We start from the raw sequence: 20182 nt of genomic DNA, 5'->3' as shown, positions 1-20182 counted from the left end.
CCGATGAACGTCTTCGTGTCCTGTATGCGCGCCTTGTCGGGGCATTGGCGGCGCCATCCGCTGCAATGCGCCAGCATTGTCTGCGGCCTGTGGCTGGCGACGGCGCTATGGAGCGGCGTGCAGGCCCTGAACGCGCAGGCGCGGCAGGACTACGCGCGCGCCAGCGCGGTATTGGCGGGTCCGGTGCAAGCGCAATGGCTGCCGCGGCAGGGCACGGACCTGGACCAGGACGTCTACGTGCGGCTGCGGCGGGCGGGCTGGCAGGTGTCGCCGGTGCTGGAAGGCCGCCTGCGCTTTCCCGGCGATCCGCCGGTGGCGTTGCGCGTGCTGGGTATAGAGCCGCTGAGCCTGCCCGCCGGCACGGCGGTGGCGGGGCAGGCGGTGTCGGGCTTCGATCTCGCGGGCTTCATCGGCCAGCCCGGGCAGTCCTGGGCCGGACCGGATACGCTGGCGCGGCTGGGCCTGCGGGACGGCGATACGCCGGTCACGCTGGATGGCGAACGTTTGCCGCCGCTGCGCCTGCAGGCCGGCCTGGCGCCGGGCGTCATCGTCATGGATATCGGCCATGCGCAGGCGCTGCTGCATGCGGAGGGCAGGGTGTCCCGCCTGCTGCTGGCGCCCGGCCAGGCGCAGGCGCCGCCCGCGCCGTGGGACCAGGTCCTGATGCTGGCGCGCGCCGAGGACCGCGGCGACCTGGACCGCCTGACCGAGAGCTTCCACCTGAACCTGGCGGCGCTGGGGATGCTCGCCTTCATCGTCGGCCTGTTCATCGTGCACGCCGCCATCGGCCTGGCTTTGGAGCAGCGGCGCGGCTTGCTGCGCACCCTGCGGGCGCTCGGGGTCAGCCTGCCGGCGCTGGTGACCGCGATGGCCTGTGAACTGGGCCTGTTCGCGCTGGTGGGGGGATTGGCCGGTGTCGCCAGCGGCTATCTGCTGGCCGGCCTGCTGCTGGGCGATATGGCGGCCAGCCTGCGCGGCCTGTATGGCGCGGAAGTTGCCGGGCGCCTGAGCCTGCCCGCGTGGTGGTGGCTGGCTGGCGTGGGCATGACCTTGCTGGGCGTGCTGGCCGCCGGCGGCGGCAGCCTGTTGCGCGCGGCGCGCCTGCCGCTGCTGGCGGTGGCGCGCCCGCAAGCCTGGCGGGGCGCGCAGGCCGCGGGGCGACGCCGCCAGGCGGTCGCGGGAGGTCTCCTGCTCTTGCTGGCCGCGGGCTGCGGCGTCTGGGGCGATGGACTGGCCACGGCGTTCGCCATGCAGGCGGCCATCCTGCTGGCGGCCGCCTTGCTGCTGCCTTCCTTATTGGACGGTGCGCTGGCCTGGGGGGCGCGGCGCGCGCAAGGTCCGCTGGCGTCCTGGTTCGTGGCCGACAGCCGGCAGCAATTGCCGGCCTTGAGCCTGGCGCTGATGGCGCTGCTGCTGGCGCTGGGCGCGAGCGTGGGAGTGGGCAGCATGACCGAGGGCTTTCGCAAGACTTTCACAGGCTGGCTGGACCAGCGCCTGTCCGCCGATATCTATGTGACGCCGCGCGACAGCGCGCAGGGCCTGGCGGCCGCGGCGTGGCTGCGCACGCAAGCGGACGTGCAGGCGGTATTGCCGCAATGGCGCGCGGCGACGCAGCTGCATGGCTGGCCGGTGGAGCTGCAGGGCGTGGTCGATCACGCGCAAACCCGGCGCCAATGGCCCTTGCTGGCGCGCACGGACGACGCGTGGGCCCAACTGGAGGCCGGGCGCGGCGTGATGATCAGCGAACAACTGGCGCGGCGCCTGGGCGTGGGCCTGGGCGGCAAGCTGGCGCTGTTCGAGGGCGTTCCGGACGCGCCGCCGCCCTATACCGTGGCCGCCATTTACGCGGATTACGGCAATCCGCGCGGCCATGTCCTGATGGACGCGGCGGTGCTGCGCCGGTTCGAACCCCGGGCGGCGCTGCGCAGCCTGAATGTCTACGCGCCGGCCGGTCGTCTCGCGGCGCTGCGCGCCACGCTGGAGCAACGCTACGGCGGCGACGGCATGCAGGTCGTGGACCAGGCCTCCATCAAGGCCTGGTCCACGCAGATCTTCGAGCGCACGTTCGCCGCCACGGGCGCCCTGAACGCGCTGACGCTGGGCGTGGCCGGCATCGCGCTGTTCATCAGCCTGCTCACCTTGAGCCACAGCCGCCTGGCCCAGCTGGCCCCCTTGTGGGCGCTGGGCGTGCCGCGCGGTCACCTGGCATGGCTGGCGCTGGGCCAGGTGTTGACGCTGTCCGCGATGACCGTGCTATGCGCCATGCCGCTGGGCGTGCTGCTCGCCTGGACGCTGGTGGCCGTGGTCAACGTGCAGGCCTTCGGCTGGCGGCTGCCCTTGCACGTATTTCCCGGCCAGCTGCTGCAACTTGCGGCGATGGGGCTCCTGGCCAGCCTGCTGGCCGCGGCCTGGCCGCTGTGGCAATTGCGGCGGCGGCGGCCGGCGGAACTCCTGAGGCGGTTCGCCGATGAAACCTAGGGCATGGCTTGCATGGCCGGCATTGGCGCTGCTTCTGCTGCTGGGCGCCTGCGACGATGGCAGGACGCCGGAACGCCGCTCCGGCTATGCCGGCCTGGGACAGGACGCCGCCGCTTACGCGCAGGTCGAGCGCGGCCGGCCGCAGCGTTTTCCGGACGATCATGGACCGCATGACGGCTATCGCATCGAATGGTGGTACGTCACCGCCGACCTGCGGGACGAGGACGGCCATGACTGGGGCGCGCAGTGGACGCTGTTTCGCTCGGCGCTGCGGCCCGGGCCGGACCGGGCGGATTGGGAAAGCGCCAATGTGTGGATGGCGCACGCGGCACTGACCGACGCGCGGCAACACCAGTTCGCCGAAAAGATGGCGCGCGGCGGCATCGGCCAGGCGGGCGTGCGCGCCCAACCCTTCCATGCCTGGATAGACGATTGGTCGCTGGAAGGCGCGGACATCGACCACCTGACCATGCGGGCCCACGGCAAGGATTTTTCGTATCGACTCACGCTGGACAGCCAGGGCCCGCTGGTGCTGCATGGCGACGGCGGCTATAGCGAGAAGTCGGGGCAGGGCCAGGCGTCCTATTACTACAGCCAGCCGTTCTATGCGGTCACCGGCGAGGTCGAACGGGCGGGCAAGCGCCACCGCGTTCAGGGCCGGGCCTGGTTGGACCGCGAATGGAGCAGCCAGCCCTTGTCGGCCGACCAGCAAGGCTGGGATTGGTTCTCCCTGCACCTGGCGTCGGGCGCCAAGCTGATGCTGTTCCAGGTCCGGCAGACCGATGGCGCGCCCTATCGCGCGGGGACGTGGATCGGCGCCGATGGCCAGGCCACGCCGCTGCGCGGCGAACAGATCCGCCTCGATCCGCTGGAATGGACGCGGCAGGACAACGGCCGGCGCCTGCCCACGCAGTGGCGCGTTCGGGTGGCGGGACTGCCCGGGGGAGACGTCGACGTCGCCGCGAACGCCCTGCAGCCGCGCGCCTGGATGGGAACGTCTTTTCCCTATTGGGAAGGCCCGGTGCGCCTGTCCCCGGGCGGGACAGGGTATCTGGAAATGACCGGGTACTGAGCCGGATGGCGGGCGATCGAACGACGGCTACAGGGCCGTGGGACGACGCCCGCAAGGCGACGCTTACAAGGCCGTGGAACGACGAATACGAGACGGCGCGTTCCTACTCCGGCTTGATCCCCGCCTCTTGCACGACGCGCTTCCAGCGCGCGGCTTCTTCCGTGACGAGCTTGTCGTAGCCGCTGCTGTCGCGGTAGGCATTTTCGGCGCCCTGGCCCTTCAGCCGTTCCAGCAGCGCCGGATCCTGCATGGCCTTGCGCGCGGCGGCGTCCAGTGTCTGCACGACCTGCGGCGGCGTGCCGGCGGGGGCGTGCAGTCCGACCCAGCCGAATACGGTGGCCTTGGGATAGCCCAGCTCCGCAACGGTGGGCACGTCCGGCAACAGGGCGATGCGCTGCGGGCTGGTCACGGCCAGGGCGCGCAGCTTGCCGGCCTGTACCTGGGGCAGTGCCGCCGGCAGGGATGGCGTTGCGACCTGGGCCTCGCCGCTGACCGCCGCCATCAGGGCCGGGCCGGCGCCCTTGTAGGGGATATGCGTCCACTTCAGGCCCGTTTCCAGGCGCAGGGCTTCGCCGGCCAATTGCAGCGGCGAGCCGATGCCGCCCGAGCTGAAGTTGATCTTGCCCGGTTCCTTCTCGGTAAGCGCGATCAGTGCCTTCAGCGAATCGGCCTTCAGCGAGGGATTGACCACCAGCAGGTGCGGCACCGTGACGAACAGCGCGACCGCCTTCAAGTCCTTGGCCGGATCGAAGGGCATGCTGGGATAAAGGCTGGGCGCGGTGGCGACGCTGGCATCGCTGACCAGCAGGGTATAGCCGTCGGGGGTGGCCCGCGCGACATAGGCCATGGCGGTCTGGCCGCCGGCGCCGGCCTTGTTTTCCACCACGATGGACTGGCCCAGCATGGGGCCCATGGCCTGCGCCAGGTTGCGGGCGATAACGTCCGTGGTGCCGCCGGGCGGATAGGGCACGACCCAGGTGATGGCGCGATCGGGATAGCCGGCGGCGTGGCCCGCCTGCGCGCCGGCGGCCAGAGCGAGCGCGGCGATCCAGCGCAGCGCGCGCGGAAGGCCGGCGCGCGGCGGCCGCATATCGGATGAAAGCGTTTTGCTTCCGCCGTGGGCGGATGCGAAAAGGGCAGCGTGGGTCATGCCTGTCTCCTGCTTGTTCGGCTTGTGTTTTGTTATGGCCGGGGCGCCTCAGCGCCCCGGCTCCGCGACTTCGTACAGCAACGCATAGATGCCATAGGCGTCCTCGGTCCAGCCGGCTTCTTCCAGCGCGGGCGTGGCGAAAAGGTCCTCGCGCAGGGCGCGCAGGTCGCCGGGCCGGGTGGCTTCGATGAAGACCGCGTGCGCCACCTTTGCGTCTTCTACTCCGGTCACGCGCACGGCGTCCATGCGCGCCCGCACTTCCGGCGCCGCCTCCAGGCTATGGGCGCCCACCACCGCGTGGCGCGCCATCGCTTCCCGCAGGCGGTTTTCCAGCCACGCATGCGCGGCCGGCGCATCCTTGCCGGCGGCCGGGCGCAACCGCAGGCTGAGCATCGCCGCGCCCAGGCCGCGGCCCTGCGAAGCGCGCACGCGGAAGGTGTTGCGCGCGACATTGGAGAAACCCGCGCGGATGCGCCGCGACTGCTCGCTGATCTTGCCCACCAGGCTCAGATAGCCCTGGCTGGCGAGCGCATCGGGCGTGTCGGCCTCGAACAGCGTCAGGTATCGCGGCGTCCCTTCCAGGGCCTGGAAGCGGCGCGCGCGGCGATAGCCGCCGATGTCGATGCGCTCGGGCAGGTGCTCGACGATATACCAGGCATCGGTTTCCTTATCCAGGGCAGGATCCACATCTATCCAGAGCGCCAGCGCGCCGGTTCCCATCATTGCTGCCATTGCGATTCCTTGTGTTCAATCGACCTTGATGCCGGCCTTCTTGATCAGCGCGGACCAGCGCGCGTAGTCGTCCCGGATGATGCCGGCGAAGGCAGGCGGCGGGGTGTAGGACGGTTCGGCGCCGACGGCGGCCAATTTCTGCCGGATGCCGGGATCCTCTACCGCCTGCTTCAGCGCCTGCGCCAGTCTGTCGATGACGGGCTGCGGCGTGCCGGCCGGCGCGATGATGCCGTTCCACGTCGTGACCACCACGCCGGGCAGGCCGGATTCCTTGACGGTGGGCACGTCGGGCAGCGCCGTGGAACGCGTGTCGCCGGTGACGGCCAGCGCATGGAGCTTGCCCGCCTTGATCAGCGTCACCGCGGAAGGCAGCGTGGCGAACATGGCGTCGACGTGGCCCCCGGTCAGGTCGACCAGCGCGGGGCCGCCGCCCTTGTAGGGGATGTGCGTGATCTGTACGCCGGCTTCATTCTGATAGAGCTCGGCGGTCAGGTGGTTGGTGCTGCCCAGTCCGGACGAAGCGAAGGTCAGGCTCTTGGGCTTGGCCTTGGCTTGCGAAGTCAGGTCCGCCAATGTGGCGGCCTTGACGGTGGGACCGACCACCAGCACGTTGGGGAATTGCGCGACGATCGCCACCGGCGCGAAATCCTTGGTCGGGTCGTAGGGCAGGGTGCCGTACAGCGTCGGGCTCATGGCGATTTCATTCGTCGTGCCGAGCAGCAGCGTATAGCCGTCCGGCGCGGAATGCGCGACATAGGCGGCCCCGATGGTCCCCGTCGCGCCCCCGCGGTTTTCCACGATGACGGGCTGGCCCAGCGTGGTGGCCAGCTTTTCCGCCACGGGCCGCGCGATGATGTCCGCCACGCCGCCGGGCGGGAAGGGCACGACCAGGTGTATCGGCTTGTCCGGATAGGTTTGCGCCGATGCGGCCAGCGGCCAGAGCAGCGCGGTTGCCAGCCATGCGGCCCGCTTCAATGGTGTCAGTCCCCTCATGTCGTTCTCCTTGGTCGGCGAGCTTGCCGTGTTGCCGTGGTGGAATGTGCCGGCCATATCCCGACGGATGCCGGCGCGCCGCGGCCGGTTCAATCGGGCGCCAGCAGCGGTGTGAATTCGCGCAGGTCGGTGTATTCGTCCAGCCGCAGCACGGCGTCGCGCAGCGCATGTGCGCGCTTCAGGCCCAGTACGGGCTCGGCATAGCCCAGGAACTTGCCGGCCAGCTCTTCGTCGCTCAAGGCCAGCCGCGGATGTCCCGGCGGATAGGGGCACATGCGCCGCAGGACCGTGCCGTTTGCCAGATGCAGCGCGACACCGCCGCCGGCCGCCTGCGGCCAGCGGCTGTCGAGCTCCGGGTCTTCTTGCAGCACGATCTTGCCCAGCAAGTCGCGCAGGGCGGGGTCATGCAGCACCTCGGCGCGGAACTGGGCGTCGCCGCAAGCGCCATCGCGCAGCGCCACCGCGGCGCAGAAATAGAAACTGTGCTGGGCGCTTTCGATGCCGGCGGGATAGCGGCGATCGGGATGGGCCGAGGGCGTGCGCAGCGCGAAGCCGGGCAGGCGCACCTCGATGCGCGCGATGTCGGCGGCGGCCGGCAGGCCCTGGCGGTGCAGCTCGATGGCCGCCCGGACCGGCGCGGACGCGGTGGCCACCACCGGATAGGGTTTGATGCTGGTTTCCAGCAGGCGATAGCGGCCATCCGGCGGCGCCGCCAGGGCCGCCATGTCCAACTGCCCGGGATCCTGGCCGGCCACCGTGCGCGCCCAGCCGTTCTGGCCTTCCAGCAATTCCAGCGGGCCGGTCATCCCATGCGCGGCGAACAGCGCGGCTTCTACCCCGGCCTTGGCGACCCAGGCTTCGGCCGTGGCCTTGATCATGGAGATCGCGCCGCTCTGCAACTGCGCCAGGGTGTTCTGGTGGCTGCCGGCGATGGCCATGGCATGGGCCGTGCCGGTGGCGTCCAGCCCGGCCAGCCGCGCGGCCACCGCCGCGCTGGAGAACTGCGCGTTGGTGCCATGGTGCCAGCCGCGCCGCCACAGCGAGGGTTCGCCGGCATGGTCCGCCAGCCGCAGGTGCAGTTCGTACGCGGCCACCAGCGCGGCGACCAGGGTCTTGCCGTCGCTGCCTTCGCGTTCCGCCATCGCCAGGGCGGGCGCCAGATTGCCGCTGGGATGCGCGGGATCGCGGCCGAAGTAGTAGTCGTTGCAATCCAGGTAGCGCAGCAGGCCGCCGTTGACCAGCGTGGCCAGCGCGACGGACGTCCTGCGTCCGCTGCCGATCAGCGTGGCCTGCGGCGCGCCGCCCAGGTCGTCGGCGTATCGCAGCAGGGCGGTGGCGACATCGCTGTCCATGGCGCCGAAGGCGCAGCCCAGCGTGTCCAGGATCAGGCGCTTGGCGTGGGCGATGACCTCCGCCGGCAACGACTCGTAGCGCACATCGTGGACGAAGGCTGCCAGGTGCTGCAACACGGTGGGTTGCGACGCGGCGGCGGGTGTGGCGGAGTGCGTCGCCATGGCCGTCAGAACGCGAAGCGGCTGGAGCCGCCGTCCACGGGAATCACGGTGCCGGTAACGTAACTGGCTTGCGGCGATGCCAGGAACAGCGCGACCGCGGCGATTTCCTCGGGTTCGCCGAAGCGGCCCACGGGGATTTCCGCCTGGGCGTATTCGCGCTCGCTCTCGGGCGTGGGATAGCGCTTGGCGATCTGTTCGCTATGGATGCGTCCCGGCTGCAGGCAGTTCATCGTGATGCCGAAGGGCGCGACCTCGCGCGAGAGTCCCTTGGACCAGACGTGTACGGCGGCCTTGGCCGTAAAGGCCGCGTTCAGCATGCGCGGCTCCGACGTGCCCGTGAAGGTGACGATGCGGCCCCAGCCGTTCTGCTTCATGCCGGGGACGATGGCGTGGGTCAATTCGCGGATGCGGAAAAAGTTCAGCAGCATGCCTTCATGCCATTGCTCGCGCGTGGCTTCGAAGGGCACGGGGCGGCTGGCGCCGGCCGCGTTCATCAGGATGTCCACGCGGCCCAGCAGGCGCTGGGCTTCGGCCGCCACGCGGTCCGGCGCGTCTTCCTCGTAGAAGTCGGCCTGCAACGGAATGATCTTGCCGCCCTTGCCCTGCCTGGCCACTTGCCCGGCGATCTCCGCCGCGCTTTTCTCCACCAGCTCCACGCGCCGCGCCACGGCGACTACGGTGGCGCCGGAGAGCGCCAGCATGCGGGCGGTGGTGCGGCCTATGCCTTGGCTGGCGCCGGTGACCAGGGCGGTGCGTCCTTCGAAATTCAGTTCCATGTGTCTCTCTGCCTGGGAAGTGGGCCGGCCGGCTGGCCGGCGAGAGCGGGCGTTGCCTGCGTGCCCGCCCGCTGTTATTCTATTTATGTCTCAGTGAATGAGACATATGTCCGGTTGGTGATAATTCTGAGCCGGGCGAGCCGGTTCTGTCAACGCCGGAATTCCCCGGGCGGCCGGCTTTTACAATCCGGGCGGATCGAAACAGGCGGATCGGGAGCGCGATGAAACAAGGAAAAACCGCGGGCGGCGGGGCGGTGCAGGGCGAAGCAAAGGAAACCAGCACCGTCAAGCGCATCCTGCTGTTGCTGCAGTGCCTGGTGGATCATCCGGGCGAGTCGGCGCAGGCCCTGGCCCAGCGGCTGAACCTGCCGCGCAGCACGGTGCACCGGCTGCTCGCAACGCTGCGCGACAACGACTACGCCGGCCACGAGCCCGGCGGCACCTTCGGCCCGGGGCTGGAGATCTACCGCATGGCCGCCAAGCTGGGCGGCCACATGCCGTATCGCCGGCTGGCCGAGCCCTATCTGTCGGCCTTGTCGGAACGCTTCCACGAGACTTCGCTATTGACCTTGCTGGAGCGCCGCCAACTGAAGATGTTCCATGCCGCCAGCGGGTCGCCGGACGATCCCATGCGCTACAACATCGGCCTGAACGTCCTGGAGCCCCTGGTCTGGGGCGCGACGGCGCGCGCGATACTGGCTTACCTGAGCCCGGCCGAAATCGCGACGGCCATTGCGGCCGCCGGGCCCTCGCCGGTACAGGGCTTGACGCCGGACCCGGCGGAGATCGATGCCGCGCTCGCGCGCATCCGCCAGGACGGCCACGCGGTCACGTACTCGCATCGCACGCCCAACACGGTCGGCGTGGGCGCGCCTTTCTTCGACGCGGAAGGGCAGGTGGTGGGCAGCCTGGGTTTCCTGATCCCGACGTTTCGCTGGGAGCAGTCGGATGCGCGGCGCATCGTCGGCGCCTTGCAGGAGGCCGCGGGCGCGCTGTCGGCGCAGCTGGGATACCGCCGCGCCTAGGCGCGGTCCGCATCAAAGAGGCGGTATTTCGGAAGCCGGGACTGCCCTCAGCAGGCGGCCAAGATGGCCGCTGTTGGCAAAGCCCAGTTCCGTACTGACCCATGCCACCGATTCCCCCTGGGCGATGCGGGCGCGTGCCGCGTACGCCACCAGCATGCGGCGCAAGGCGACGGGCGTGCGCCCGTATGTATCCAGGCAGGCGCGCTGCAGCGTGCGGGTCGAGACGCCGAGCCAGCCGGCGGATTCCGCGATGGCCGGTGCCGGCCGGCCGTCGGCCAGCCGCGCGCGTACGCCTTCCAGCCATTGCCGCGCCAGTTTGGCCGGGGCTTCGATGCCGGGACATGCCTGGCGCGCGGTCGCTAGTTGCGCGACGAGGGCGTCCACCAGCCGTGGCAGCGCGCGGCGGGACATCGCCGGCTTCCACAGGGCCTCCAGCATGGCCTGCGCCGCGCCGTCCAGCACGAGCAGGCCGTGGGCGGCGCAATCCCGCAATAGCTCCGGGGCGAAATAGAGTTCGCCGTGCTGCTGCACGGCACTGTCCGAGCACGAGCTGTGCTCCACGTGCGCCGGCACCAGCAGCGCCTGGCCCCGGACCAGCCGTCCGTGCCGGCACCGCTCGCCATCGCCCCAGATGCTGGCCAGCGCGCCGGTGCGCGGCCAGAGCAGCATCGCGCAATCGTGCACATGGCGATGGTGCGCGTATCGGGCCTGCCGGCTGGCGGCGAGCGCGAAGCCGTCCTGGGCGGTCAGGCCCAGCTTGGACGAGAGCGGGGCGGAGCAATCCATGAGCATTGCCGAAGTGAGTCGTGCCGCTGGCCCATACCGGCCAGCGGTATCGGGAATGGGCTTCCAGTATAGGCGGGGGATGGGCGGCCGCGGGGGCCCTGTCGCGTTTCGGATCGCCGCCTGTCGCGTGCCGGTTGGCGCGCGATGCGGCGTGTTCCTAGGATGTCCGCATTCTTATGGAGGCATCCCCATGTTCCGCCCCGCGCCGCTGATCTCCTTCGTTCGCGCCTCGATCCTGGCCATCCTGCCCATCGCCGCATCGGCGCAGCCGAGCTGGCCGGAAAAGCCGATCACCATCATCGTCCCCTTTCCGCCAGGCGGGGGGACCGACCTGGTGGTGCGGGCGTTGCAGCCGGCGCTGGGCAGCCGGCTGCACCAGACCGTCGTCATCCAGAACGCGGGTGGCGCCGGCGGAACCGTGGGCTCCGGCCAGGCAGCCCGCGCCAGACCGGACGGCTATACCGCGCTGGCCGTCACGACCAGCACCACCGCGCTCAGCGCGCATCTGTACAAAAACCTGCCCTTCGATCCGGCGCGGGATTTCGAGTATGTTGGGTTCATCGGGACCTCGCCCTATGTGCTCGTGGCCCGGCCCGCGCTGCCCGCGCAGGACCTGGCGGCGCTGAAGCAGGCCTTGGCGGCGCGCGGAAGCGGATCGTACGCATCGGTCGGCGCGGGGACCGTCTCCCATTTGCTGGGAGAGATGTTCCGCAAGGACGCGGGCTTGAACCTGACCCACGTGCCTTACCGCGGCGCGGCGCCCGCCTATACCGATCTCATCGGTGGACAGGTGGATATCATGTTCGACAACCCCGTGGGGCTGGCGCCCTTCGTGCGCGCCGGCAAGGTGACCGCCGTGGCGACCACGGGCAAGACGCCGATACTTCCCGATGTGCCGACCTTCGCCAGCCTGGGCATGCCCGCCTATACCCAGACGCTTTGGTACGGCCTGGCGTTTCCGAAGGGCACGCCGGCGGATGTCGTCACGCGCATGAATGCCGCGCTGAACGCGGCCCTGCGGGATGCCGGCGTGGCCGCGGATCTCGCCGCCAAGGGCGTGGACGTGCGGCCGGATACGCCGCGGGCCTTATCCGAAACCGTCGTCCATGACACCGCCTTCTGGGGCAAGCTGATCGTATCCACCGGAGTCCGGTTTGACTGACCGCCATCCCATCCCGACCGACGGCCAACCCGTCTCCATGCGTGCGCTGCGGCCGCCGCGCCCCCGCGAGGCCGCGCTGCTGCGTGTCTTCGTCGACCCGGCGATGCCGGACCGGGGCGGCAATCCCGTTCCACTGGTGCTGGACGCAAGCGGCATGACGGCGGCCGACATGCAGGCGCTGGCCGCGCGCCATGGCCATGAATCGGTGTTCGTGCTCGCGGCCGAAGGCGAGGCGGGGCACGACTGGCGTTTCCGATTCTTCGTTCCCGCGCATGAAATGGAAATGTGCGGCCACGCGACGGTGGGCGCGCTCTGGGCCTTGCGCCAGTGGGGATACTGGACCGGCGGCCATGCACGGATCCAGACCCTGAGCGGCAGCGTCGACGCCGAATGGGACGCGGGTCGCGGATGGGCCTGGGTATCCCAACCGGCGGCCGCGATCGTGCCCCTGGCGCATGATCGATGCGAGGCCATCTATCGCGTGCTGCGCGTGGACCCGGGCACGCCGGGCCTGCATGCGGTCAACGCCTGCACGAGCCGGGTCAAGACGCTCGTCCGCCTGCCCGACAGCCATGCCCTGGATGCATTGCGGCCCGATTACGGCGCCATACGCGCGCTGTGCGAGGACATCGATTCCACGGGCATCTATCCCTACGCGCTGTCGGCCGAAGGGGCTTGCGCGCGGCAGTTTCCGAAGTCCTCGGGCTATCCGGAAGACGCCGCCACCGGCATCGCCGCGGCCGCCCTGTGGGGATATCTGCACGCGCAAGGACAGATCCCCGGCGGCGGCATCTATACCGTGCGCCAGGGTGTCGCCATGGGCGCGCCTTCCGCGATCTCGCTGCGCCCGCGCGACGGCATGCCCGGCTGCTGGCTGAGCGGGGAGGTGCGCTGGCAAGCCTGAGCCGGGGAACGGAACTCGCGTATGTCGCGGTTACTCAGCGCCGTGCGCTATCCGCGAGAGGTGGTTTCCATGCCCATTTCCCCGTCCGCCGGCCCGGGCCCGAGCGGGTTCCAGCCGGCGTTCTTCAAGCGCCGCACGCCGGCGCCCGTCCAGGAAGCCGCCGCGCCGGCGCACCCGCGCGGCCCCAGGACCCGCTACCACGCCGATCGTGACGGCTCGCATGCCCGCTTCTGCGAAGGCAGCCGCTTCACGCGCTATCGCGACGAAGTGCGCGAAAACGTGGCCTGCATCGCAGCCCTGTGCGCCGAGCTCGAAATGCCCGACGCGGCGGATATCGAGCAACGCTTCCTGACCTTCTATTCCCGCCGCTTCGAAAAATGCTACTTCGACTATGAGGACTTGCCGCTCATAGACAGCGCGGGCAAGCGGTCCCTGGACAACTTCTGCGCCATGCTGGGCAACCCGCGTTTGCGTGCGCCGCAGAAAGCGGCGGCCATCCGCGACCTGTCGCTGGGCCTGGTCGTCTGTGCTTCCGGCACGACGGCCAACCTGATCGCGGCGGACCGAAACCTGTCGCTTTCCACCGGCAGCCTGCTCGACAGGCTATGGCTGGCCAAGGACGATCTCGTACGCAATGTGCTGCTGGAGGCCGTGTACGCCCGGTACGGCAATGGCAAGCACGCTATCGCGTGGGAGCTGCATCGCGTCTACAACCTATGGAACGGCATTGCCGACGAGTTCGGCTTATGCCGTATACCGCACCATCCGGCGGAAAACGCCGATCCCGAGCTGCTGGTTTCGTGCCGCCAGAAGGTGCTGGAAGCGCTTACGCCGGACAGGATCGTCGCCCCCATCGCCGACGAATGCCTGGCCATGTTCCGCGACCGGGCCCTGGCCGATCCCCAGGCCATTTCGGGACGGTTGGACGAAGGGCGATTGGCCTTCTTCCACGAAGTCCTGGACGACATACGGCGGCATACGGGCCTGTCCACGGACCAGCTGGACCTGCACGTTTTCATCGAGCTCGCCGACGAGGGCGATGGCTACCGGGTGCGCGACGATGCCTCGCTGATCGCGGTGGAATTGCTCCGCATCATGGACACGCACGGCTTGTTGGCCGGCGCGCCGGCCCGTCTGTTCGAGCTTGTCGAACGGGACCGCTGGCGGGTAGAGGTTTTTCTCTACGGAGACCGGATTTCCTGGTGTTTGCACCGTGCGTTGTCCGCTGGCGATGTGGCCTCGTGGCAGGACCATCGCGACGCGGAAGCCCTGGATGCCTCGGTCCTGCACGCGTGGCCCTGGGCGGAGGGACCGGACGCCGCGGCGCCGCCGCGCCCGGCGATACGACAGGCGCTGCGCGGCGACGATCCCCCGGCCGTCATGGCGATACAGGCGCGCTGGCTGGGATCGGCCCAGGACATTCTTGACGCGCTGGGCCGGCTGGACGCCGAGCAGGCCGCCCGGTACCTGGGGCGTAATCTGCCCTACCTGTTGTCGGACTTCCCGGTGGCGGAGCGCGAAGCCCTGATCCGCGGCGTCATGCACCTGGGAGAGCCGGCCTGGGTGCTTGCGCGGGAATGGTATTCGGAGCTCACGCTGGTCACGCATCTTCCCGCCGCGGCGGCGGCCCGCTATCTGCGGGACCATGCGCCGTCGCTGCTGGCGAATGTTTCCGCGGAGCTGCGCGGCGATTGGATGGACAAGGTCATGCATCTGGGGGAAGCGGCGCATGTGCTGGCGCGTGCGTGGTACGCGGATGCCTGGACGCTCCTGACCGAAAAAAGAGACGGGCGGCGTATCACCCGGTGGGAATACTGGATACGCACCGACAATATCGATGCACTGGATTCCGTCCATGCGCTCCTGATGGCGGACTGGCCGGCGTTGGGCGAGGGCAGGGCTCGCGCTGTCCCGGTCGATCCGCCGGAACGCCGCTACGATGCCTGGTGCACGGACCGGGAGGGCCGGCTGGCGCTGTCCAAGAACCCGGATACCGTCCATGCGGCGCACCGCGTCCTGCGCCGGTTGTGTGCCGGCGCCCCCGGGGTCGACGGGCGGCTTGCCGGCCGCCTGGCCCCGTGGTTTCCCTTTCGGCTGGCGCGGCTGCTCGCGGCGGCAGACGCGCCCACGAAAGAGGCCTTCCGTGCCATGCTGGTCGATCCCGCGCTCTTGCCGCACATCGTCGAAGACCTGCCGTTCATCCTGTCGGGGGATGCGCCTTATCGCGGGTATCCGGCATCCCAGGTCCTGGCGGCTGGAGACGCCGCCGTGGTCCGGGCATACGGCGACCTGCTGGCCGACATGGTGGCGGCTTTCCGGGCCGGGCCGTGGCTGGTGGGCCTGCTCCTGGGGAAATGGCCATCCCCGCCAACCTCGGTCAAGGACTTGTTCGGCTCCCGCGATGGCCGGGACAGTTATTCCTTGGCCAATGTCGACGGCGCCGACGTCATCGCGGCCTATCGCGACGTCCTGGTCCATCCCGCGATCCTGCCGCATATCGCGCATGCGCTGCCTGAACTGGTGCTGGGCGCGCCATCGCCCGACGCCAGGCGTGCGTCGAAGCCCTGGCCACGGTTTCAACGCAAGTTGCTGGACCGGCTCTTCGACGCTACGCGACCTGGCCATGCCGCCTATGTCGACATGGCGCGGGATCCGGCTATCCTGCCCCACATCCTGCAAGCCCTGCCGCCGGGATGCAGCGCGATCCAGGCCAGCCTGGCGGGGACGGAATACGCCGCCAACGAGGCTGGCCCTGGGTTCGTGACCGGGCTGCGAAAACGGATGGATCGGCTTTTCCGGCGCGCCGGCGTCTAGGCGGGGAACGGGCGGAAGCGGCGGGGCGAAAGCGGTCCGGCGGAACCGGCGGCCGGGACAGTTACTCAGCGGTGTTTCGTCCCCTGGTGCCCCATGTCGCCTTCCATTTCCGCCGCCTCCGCGATGTCCCCGGCCGCCGGCTTCCTGCCCGGCTTTTTCCAGCCATACCGGCCAGATCCGCCCTCTGTCCCGTCCGCGCCGGGCGCCAGGGCCGTGCCTGGAACGAGCTATCGCCCGCAGCATGACGGCGCGCATGCGGAATTCTGCCGCGGTCCCGCATTCGCACGCTATCGCGACGAGATGCTCGCCAACATCGGCTTCGTCGCCGATCGCGCGCGGCAGTTGGGGATGGCCGATGCCGCGAGCGTGGAAGGCGCTTTTCGCCTGCTGTATCGGCGCCGCTTCGAGGAAGCCTTTTACGATACCCACGCGGAATACATTGACAGTGCCGGAAAGCGCGCCCTGGACAACTTCTGCGACGCGCTGCGTGGCGGGAGCCTGCCGCCGGAAAAACAAAGCACGGCGATCCGCAACCTGGCCACCGGGCTCTCGGTATGCGCGTCCGGCGCGGTGCGCAACCTGATCGACGCGGATCGCGACTTATCCCTGTCCTGTGGCGGCCTGCGGGCCCGGGTGTGGCGGGCAAAAGAGGACATCGTGCGGGCGGTGCTCCTGGAAGCAGTGACCGATCGGCTCGACTTGGCTGTACATATCGGTACGGAGATCCATTTCGTCAACGCCTTGTGGAATCACATGGCCTATGCGCTGGGCCTCGCGGCCGTGCCCGAGCCGATGTCGGCCGCCGTCCTGGACCGCGATTTCCTGGCTTTGTGCGAGGACCGGGTGCTGGCCGCTCTGACGCCGGACCGCATCGCCACGCGCATCGCCGTGGACTGCCTGTCCGAATTCCGTAGCCGTACGCTGTTTGACGCCGCGTCGCCGATGCTGGAGGGCGAGGCGGAATGGTGGAACATCGTCCATGGCGACATCCTGCGCGACCTTGGCCTGACGACTTCCGAGCTCGGCCTGTCGGCCTTCATCGGCAGCGACGAAGCGGGGCTGCGCTATCACGTACTGGACGATCCTTCCCTGATCGCGCTGGCCTTGCTCAAAGCCATGCATGCCGACCGCCTGCTCGCCGATGCGCCCGTGCAAGTCGGTGAAGCACGGGAAAGCGACGGGGAGCTCATCCGGTTGTACTCCTATGGGTCCTGCGTGGCGTGGCGGTTGCGTCAGGCCATGCAGGCTGGCGAGGTCTCCTGGGAGGCCCATGAGGACGTAGAGGTCATCCGTGTCGAAGACCTGCGCGCCTTGTTCCAGGCGCGCAGGGGGAACGCGCTGCAGCCGCATCCGGCCACACTGGCGCGGTTCCTGCGCAGTAGCGATGCGACGGAACTTGCCAGCGTGCCGGCCGCCTGGCTGGGTTCCCGGGACCGCTTGCTGGAGGTGCTGGCTCGCCTGGAGGGCCAGCAGGCCGTCCGTTACCTGGAGGACAACATGGACTGGCTGCTGCGTGATTTTCCGATCCGGGACCGCGCCGCGTTCGTGATGGATATCCTGGACATCGGCGATGTGGGTTACAGACTGGGGCGGGCATGGTACTCGCACTTGTGGCTAGTGCGGCGGATGACGTGGGAGCAGGCCACGCGGTACGTCGAAGACCAGATGCCGGTTCTGCTGACACAGGTGCCGGCCGACCACCGCACGCACTTCATCGACCGGGTCATCCATCTCGGCCCGGCGGCGCGATCGCTGGCGACGTCGTGGTATCCGGACCCGTGGGCCTTCCTGGCCGAAAGGGATGCGACGGAAGACATGACGCGCCTGGAGCGATGGATCCGCAGCGATCATTATCGCGCCATCGAGGCTTTGGCCCAGTACCTGGGCGATTGGTGCGCGGGCACCGCCGGGCGCACGCCGCCGGGCGCCGTGGCCCGTGCGTTTCGGACGCGCGACGGCGCAGGCATGCTCTACGAAGTGGTGCGCCACGGCAGTCCCGACACCGCCGCTGCCATGCAGGGGCTGCTGCGGCAGCTACTGTCCAGCCCTTCCCCCATCAATGAGGAGTTCGCGCGCTACCTGCCGGCAATGTTCGCCGGCGACGGGGGCGCCGGCTTCCTGCCCTTGCTGGTGCGGCGGCGCGCGATGGTCATCCAGGCCGTGCAGCGCATGATGTTCGAGCCGGCGGTCATGCAATGCATCCAGGCGGAGCTGCCACGCATCCTGGTGGGACAGGATCCACGCGGGGCCTATCCCATGTGGAGCATGCTCGTCGGCACGGCCACCGCCCCCGGCATCGCGGCCTATGGCGCATTGCTCGGCGAACTGGCGACATTGCCCTCGATGCAGCCCTGGTTGCCGCAGTTGCTGATGCCTACCTGGGGTGTCCTTGATGCGGCCGACTTCGCCAGGCCCGGCAAGCACATGATCGGACGCTATGCTTTGGTCTCGGCGGTGACCGCGGGCGACAGCGACGCCATCGCGGCCTATCACGCCATCCTGGTGCTGCCGGCCATGCAGCCGTATGTCGCCGATGTCCTGCCGCAACTCGTGGCGGCGCGGCCCGGGACGGCCCGGCGCTGGTCGTCGTTTCAGGCTGGCCTGCTCAAACGCCTGTTCGACGCGCGTCTGCCCGGCTATGCCGCCTACCGTGACATGGTCGGGGATCCGCGTATCCTGCCCTTCGTGCTGCCGGCCTTGCCCCCCGACGCGCACGCCATCCGCGCCGGCTTGCTCGGTGTGAACGAACCTGCACATGATACGAACCGCACCAGGCGCGTTTCCCTGCTGGACTGGGTCGAACGCCTGTTCGCGCGGTTCGGGGCATAGAGCCGCTCCGGACTGGATCGCGCGGACAGCTCGACGAAGCCGGCACGCCTGATTATGCTCGGTCCAGAGCAAGTGTTGTCGCCGGCCGGCGGTTTTTCGGCCCGCGCGCCGCGGAGATAATCGCCGCCTCGATCCCATGCAGAGGTAATCATGAAAGCCATCGTCTACGACCAGGCCGGGCTGGAGCCCGAAGATCCCCGCGCCCTGTACGACGCCGATCTTCCCGTGCCGGCGCCGGGGCCGCGCGACCTGCTGGTCCGCATCCATGCCATCGCCGTCAATCCCGTGGATACCAAGGTGCGGCGCGGCATCGCGCCCGAGGGCCCGCGCATATTGGGCTGGGACGCGGCGGGCGTGGTCACCGCCGTGGGGCCGGAGGTGACGCTGTTCCAGCCGGGCGACGAAGTCTTCTACGCCGGTTCCTTCCTGCGTCCCGGCTGCAATGCGGAGTATGCGCTGGTCGACGAGCGCATCGCCGGCCACAAGCCCGCCACGCTGGACTTCGCCAATGCGGCGGCCATGCCGCTGACGTCGCTGACGGCCTGGGAGCTGTTGTTCGACCGCCTGGGCGTCCCGGAAGGCGGCGGCGAGGGCCAGTCGCTGCTCATCGTGGGCGGGGCGGGCGGCGTGGGCTCCATCCTGACGCAGATCGCCAGCCGGCTGACCCGCATGACGGTCATCGCCACCGCTTCCCGGCCGGAAACCCAGGATTGGGTACGGCAACTGGGCGCGCACCATGTCATCGATCACCATCGCGGCCTGGTGGATGAGCTCAAGCGCGTGGGCGTGCCATCCGTTACCCATGTCGCCAGCCTGACCCACACGGAGTCGCATTACGCGCAGCTGGTAGAAGCCCTGGCCCCGCAAGGGCGGCTGGCGGTCATCGACGACCCGGCCACGCTGGACGCCATGCCATTGAAGTGGAAGTCGCTGTCGCTGCACTGGGAGCTGATGTTCACGCGCTCCTACTACCAGACCGAGGACATGATCCGCCAGCACGAGTACCTGGACCGCGTGGCCCGCCTGGTGGACCAGGGACTGCTGCGCTCGACGCTGGGCGAGCATTTCGGCCGCATCGACGCGGCCAATCTGCGCCGTGCCCATGCGTTGCAGGAAAGCGGCAAGGCGCGCGGCAAGATCGTGCTGGAAGGCTTTGGCGCCTGATGGCCGAACCGGCCTAGAATGACGCTCATGGGCGGCCCGGCCGCCGCTGCCGAACCGGAGCAGCCTATGAGTTTTTCCAGCGATATCGAGTACGTGCCCGTGGAAGAGGCGGTGCGGCAGCTGTTCATTCTGCTGCATGGGGTGGGCGGCACGCCCGCCGACATGCGCGAGCTGGCGGCGGCCGTGCGCCGCGCCTTTCCGCAATCGGCCATCGTGGTTCCCGCGGGCTTCGAGCCCTATGACGGCGTGGGCGATGGCCGCCAGTGGTTCTCCAGCCGGGGCATCGACGAAGACAACCGCCCGGCCCGCGTGGCGCGGGCGCTGCCGGCCCTGGTGGAATACATACGCGCCACGCAGCGCCGCTTCCATCTGCTGCAAAGCGATACCGCGCTGGCGGGATTCTCGCAGGGCGCCATCATGGCGCTGGAAGCCACCGCCGCCCACGACGGGCTGGCGGGGCGCGTGCTGGCCTTTTCCGGCCGCTATGCATCCATGCCGCACAGCCCGCCGCAGTACACCACCATCCACCTGCTGCATGGCGCCGACGACAGCGTCATCCCGGCCGATCATGCGCGGCAGGCCCAGGCCCGCCTGGACGCGCTGCATGGGGACTCCACCATCGACATCGCGACCCACGTCGGCCATGAACTGCATCCCGCCCTGATAGAGCGCGCCGTGGTACGGCTGCAGACCTGCGTGCCGCTGCGCAGCTGGGAGGCCGCCCTGGGGCTGAACCAGTCCGCGCCACCCGGCACGGTGCTGCATTGATCCGGCCGCGCGCCG

The 20182-nt window shown here is 69.5% G+C and carries 15 protein-coding genes; 9 read left to right on the top strand and 6 right to left on the bottom strand.

The annotated features are described in order from the left end of the window. The first annotated feature begins 3 nt into the window (after positions 1-3). Together BAU06_RS15430 and BAU06_RS15425 are read left to right on the top strand one after the other, a co-directional pair. Positions 4-2478 carry an FtsX-like permease family protein gene (locus BAU06_RS15430; RefSeq protein ID WP_066359127.1) on the top strand — a complete coding sequence of 825 codons (2475 nt, stop codon included), beginning with the start codon at positions 4-6 and terminating at the stop codon, positions 2476-2478. Then, positions 2468-3550: a lipocalin-like domain-containing protein gene (locus BAU06_RS15425; protein WP_066351162.1), complete on the top strand. Its 1083-nt coding sequence runs from the start codon at positions 2468-2470 to the stop codon at positions 3548-3550. Before BAU06_RS15430 ends, BAU06_RS15425 begins: the two co-directional genes overlap by 11 nt. 103 nt (positions 3551-3653) lie before the next feature. Here BAU06_RS15425 and BAU06_RS15420 read toward each other — a convergent pair whose 3' ends face one another. The 5 genes from BAU06_RS15420 to BAU06_RS15400 all read right to left on the bottom strand — a co-directional run bounded on the left by BAU06_RS15420 (position 3654) and on the right by BAU06_RS15400 (position 8715). Continuing rightward, a complete protein-coding gene (locus BAU06_RS15420) occupies positions 3654-4700 on the bottom strand; it encodes a Bug family tripartite tricarboxylate transporter substrate binding protein (protein WP_082993716.1) in 1047 nt (348 codons plus the stop codon). 48 nt (positions 4701-4748) lie between these two features. Next, on the bottom strand, positions 4749-5432 hold the full coding sequence (locus BAU06_RS15415; protein ID WP_156770248.1) for a DUF4286 family protein: 684 nt from the start codon (positions 5430-5432) through the stop codon (positions 4749-4751). A gap of 15 nt (positions 5433-5447) precedes the next feature. Further along, positions 5448-6425: a Bug family tripartite tricarboxylate transporter substrate binding protein gene (locus BAU06_RS15410; protein ID WP_066351152.1), complete on the bottom strand. Its 978-nt coding sequence runs from the start codon at positions 6423-6425 to the stop codon at positions 5448-5450. Between the two features lie 89 nt (positions 6426-6514). Next, complete coding sequence (locus BAU06_RS15405; protein ID WP_066351145.1) at positions 6515-7939, bottom strand: MmgE/PrpD family protein; 1425 nt, start codon at positions 7937-7939, stop codon at positions 6515-6517. Between the two features lie 5 nt (positions 7940-7944). Continuing rightward, complete coding sequence (locus tag BAU06_RS15400) at positions 7945-8715, bottom strand: SDR family oxidoreductase (protein WP_066351140.1); 771 nt, start codon at positions 8713-8715, stop codon at positions 7945-7947. Positions 8716-8936: 221 nt separating this feature from the next. Here BAU06_RS15400 and BAU06_RS15395 point away from each other — a divergent pair, with 221 nt between their 5' ends. Then, on the top strand, positions 8937-9740 hold the full coding sequence (locus BAU06_RS15395) for an IclR family transcriptional regulator (protein WP_066351136.1): 804 nt from the start codon (positions 8937-8939) through the stop codon (positions 9738-9740). A 12-nt stretch (positions 9741-9752) separates the two neighbouring features. On the opposite strand, the gene BAU06_RS15390 is transcribed toward BAU06_RS15395, so the two are convergent. Beyond that, positions 9753-10526 (bottom strand): AraC family transcriptional regulator, encoded by a 774-nt coding sequence (locus BAU06_RS15390; protein ID WP_066351126.1) that lies wholly within the window; start codon positions 10524-10526, stop codon positions 9753-9755. Positions 10527-10716: 190 nt separating this feature from the next. Between BAU06_RS15390 and BAU06_RS15385 the strand changes: the two genes are divergently transcribed. The 6 genes from BAU06_RS15385 to ypfH all read left to right on the top strand — a co-directional run bounded on the left by BAU06_RS15385 (position 10717) and on the right by ypfH (position 20167). Next, positions 10717-11688 carry a Bug family tripartite tricarboxylate transporter substrate binding protein gene (locus BAU06_RS15385; RefSeq protein ID WP_066351123.1) on the top strand — a complete coding sequence of 324 codons (972 nt, stop codon included), beginning with the start codon at positions 10717-10719 and terminating at the stop codon, positions 11686-11688. Further along, a complete protein-coding gene (locus BAU06_RS15380; protein WP_335617486.1) occupies positions 11681-12592 on the top strand; it encodes a PhzF family phenazine biosynthesis protein in 912 nt (303 codons plus the stop codon). The genes BAU06_RS15385 and BAU06_RS15380 overlap by 8 nt, the downstream gene beginning before the upstream one ends. Positions 12593-12613: 21 nt before the next feature. Beyond that, the gene (locus tag BAU06_RS15375) at positions 12614-15406 is read left to right on the top strand and encodes a hypothetical protein (protein ID WP_066351118.1); all 2793 of its coding nucleotides are present in this window, start codon (positions 12614-12616) and stop codon (positions 15404-15406) included. Positions 15407-15619: 213 nt separating this feature from the next. Next, entirely contained in the window at positions 15620-18235 is a 2616-nt protein-coding gene (locus BAU06_RS15370; RefSeq protein WP_156770246.1) for a hypothetical protein, read from the top strand. 150 nt (positions 18236-18385) lie between these two features. Next, complete coding sequence (locus BAU06_RS15365; protein WP_066351108.1) at positions 18386-19399, top strand: zinc-binding alcohol dehydrogenase family protein; 1014 nt, start codon at positions 18386-18388, stop codon at positions 19397-19399. Between the two features lie 66 nt (positions 19400-19465). Beyond that, entirely contained in the window at positions 19466-20167 is a 702-nt protein-coding gene (gene ypfH, locus BAU06_RS15360) for an esterase (protein ID WP_066351104.1), read from the top strand. Positions 20168-20182 lie beyond the last annotated feature (15 nt).

It is taken from the genome of Bordetella bronchialis (assembly GCF_001676705.1).
GTDB lineage: Bacteria > Pseudomonadota > Gammaproteobacteria > Burkholderiales > Burkholderiaceae_B > Bordetella_C > Bordetella_C bronchialis.
This window is presented reverse-complemented; position numbering and strand designations above follow the sequence as displayed.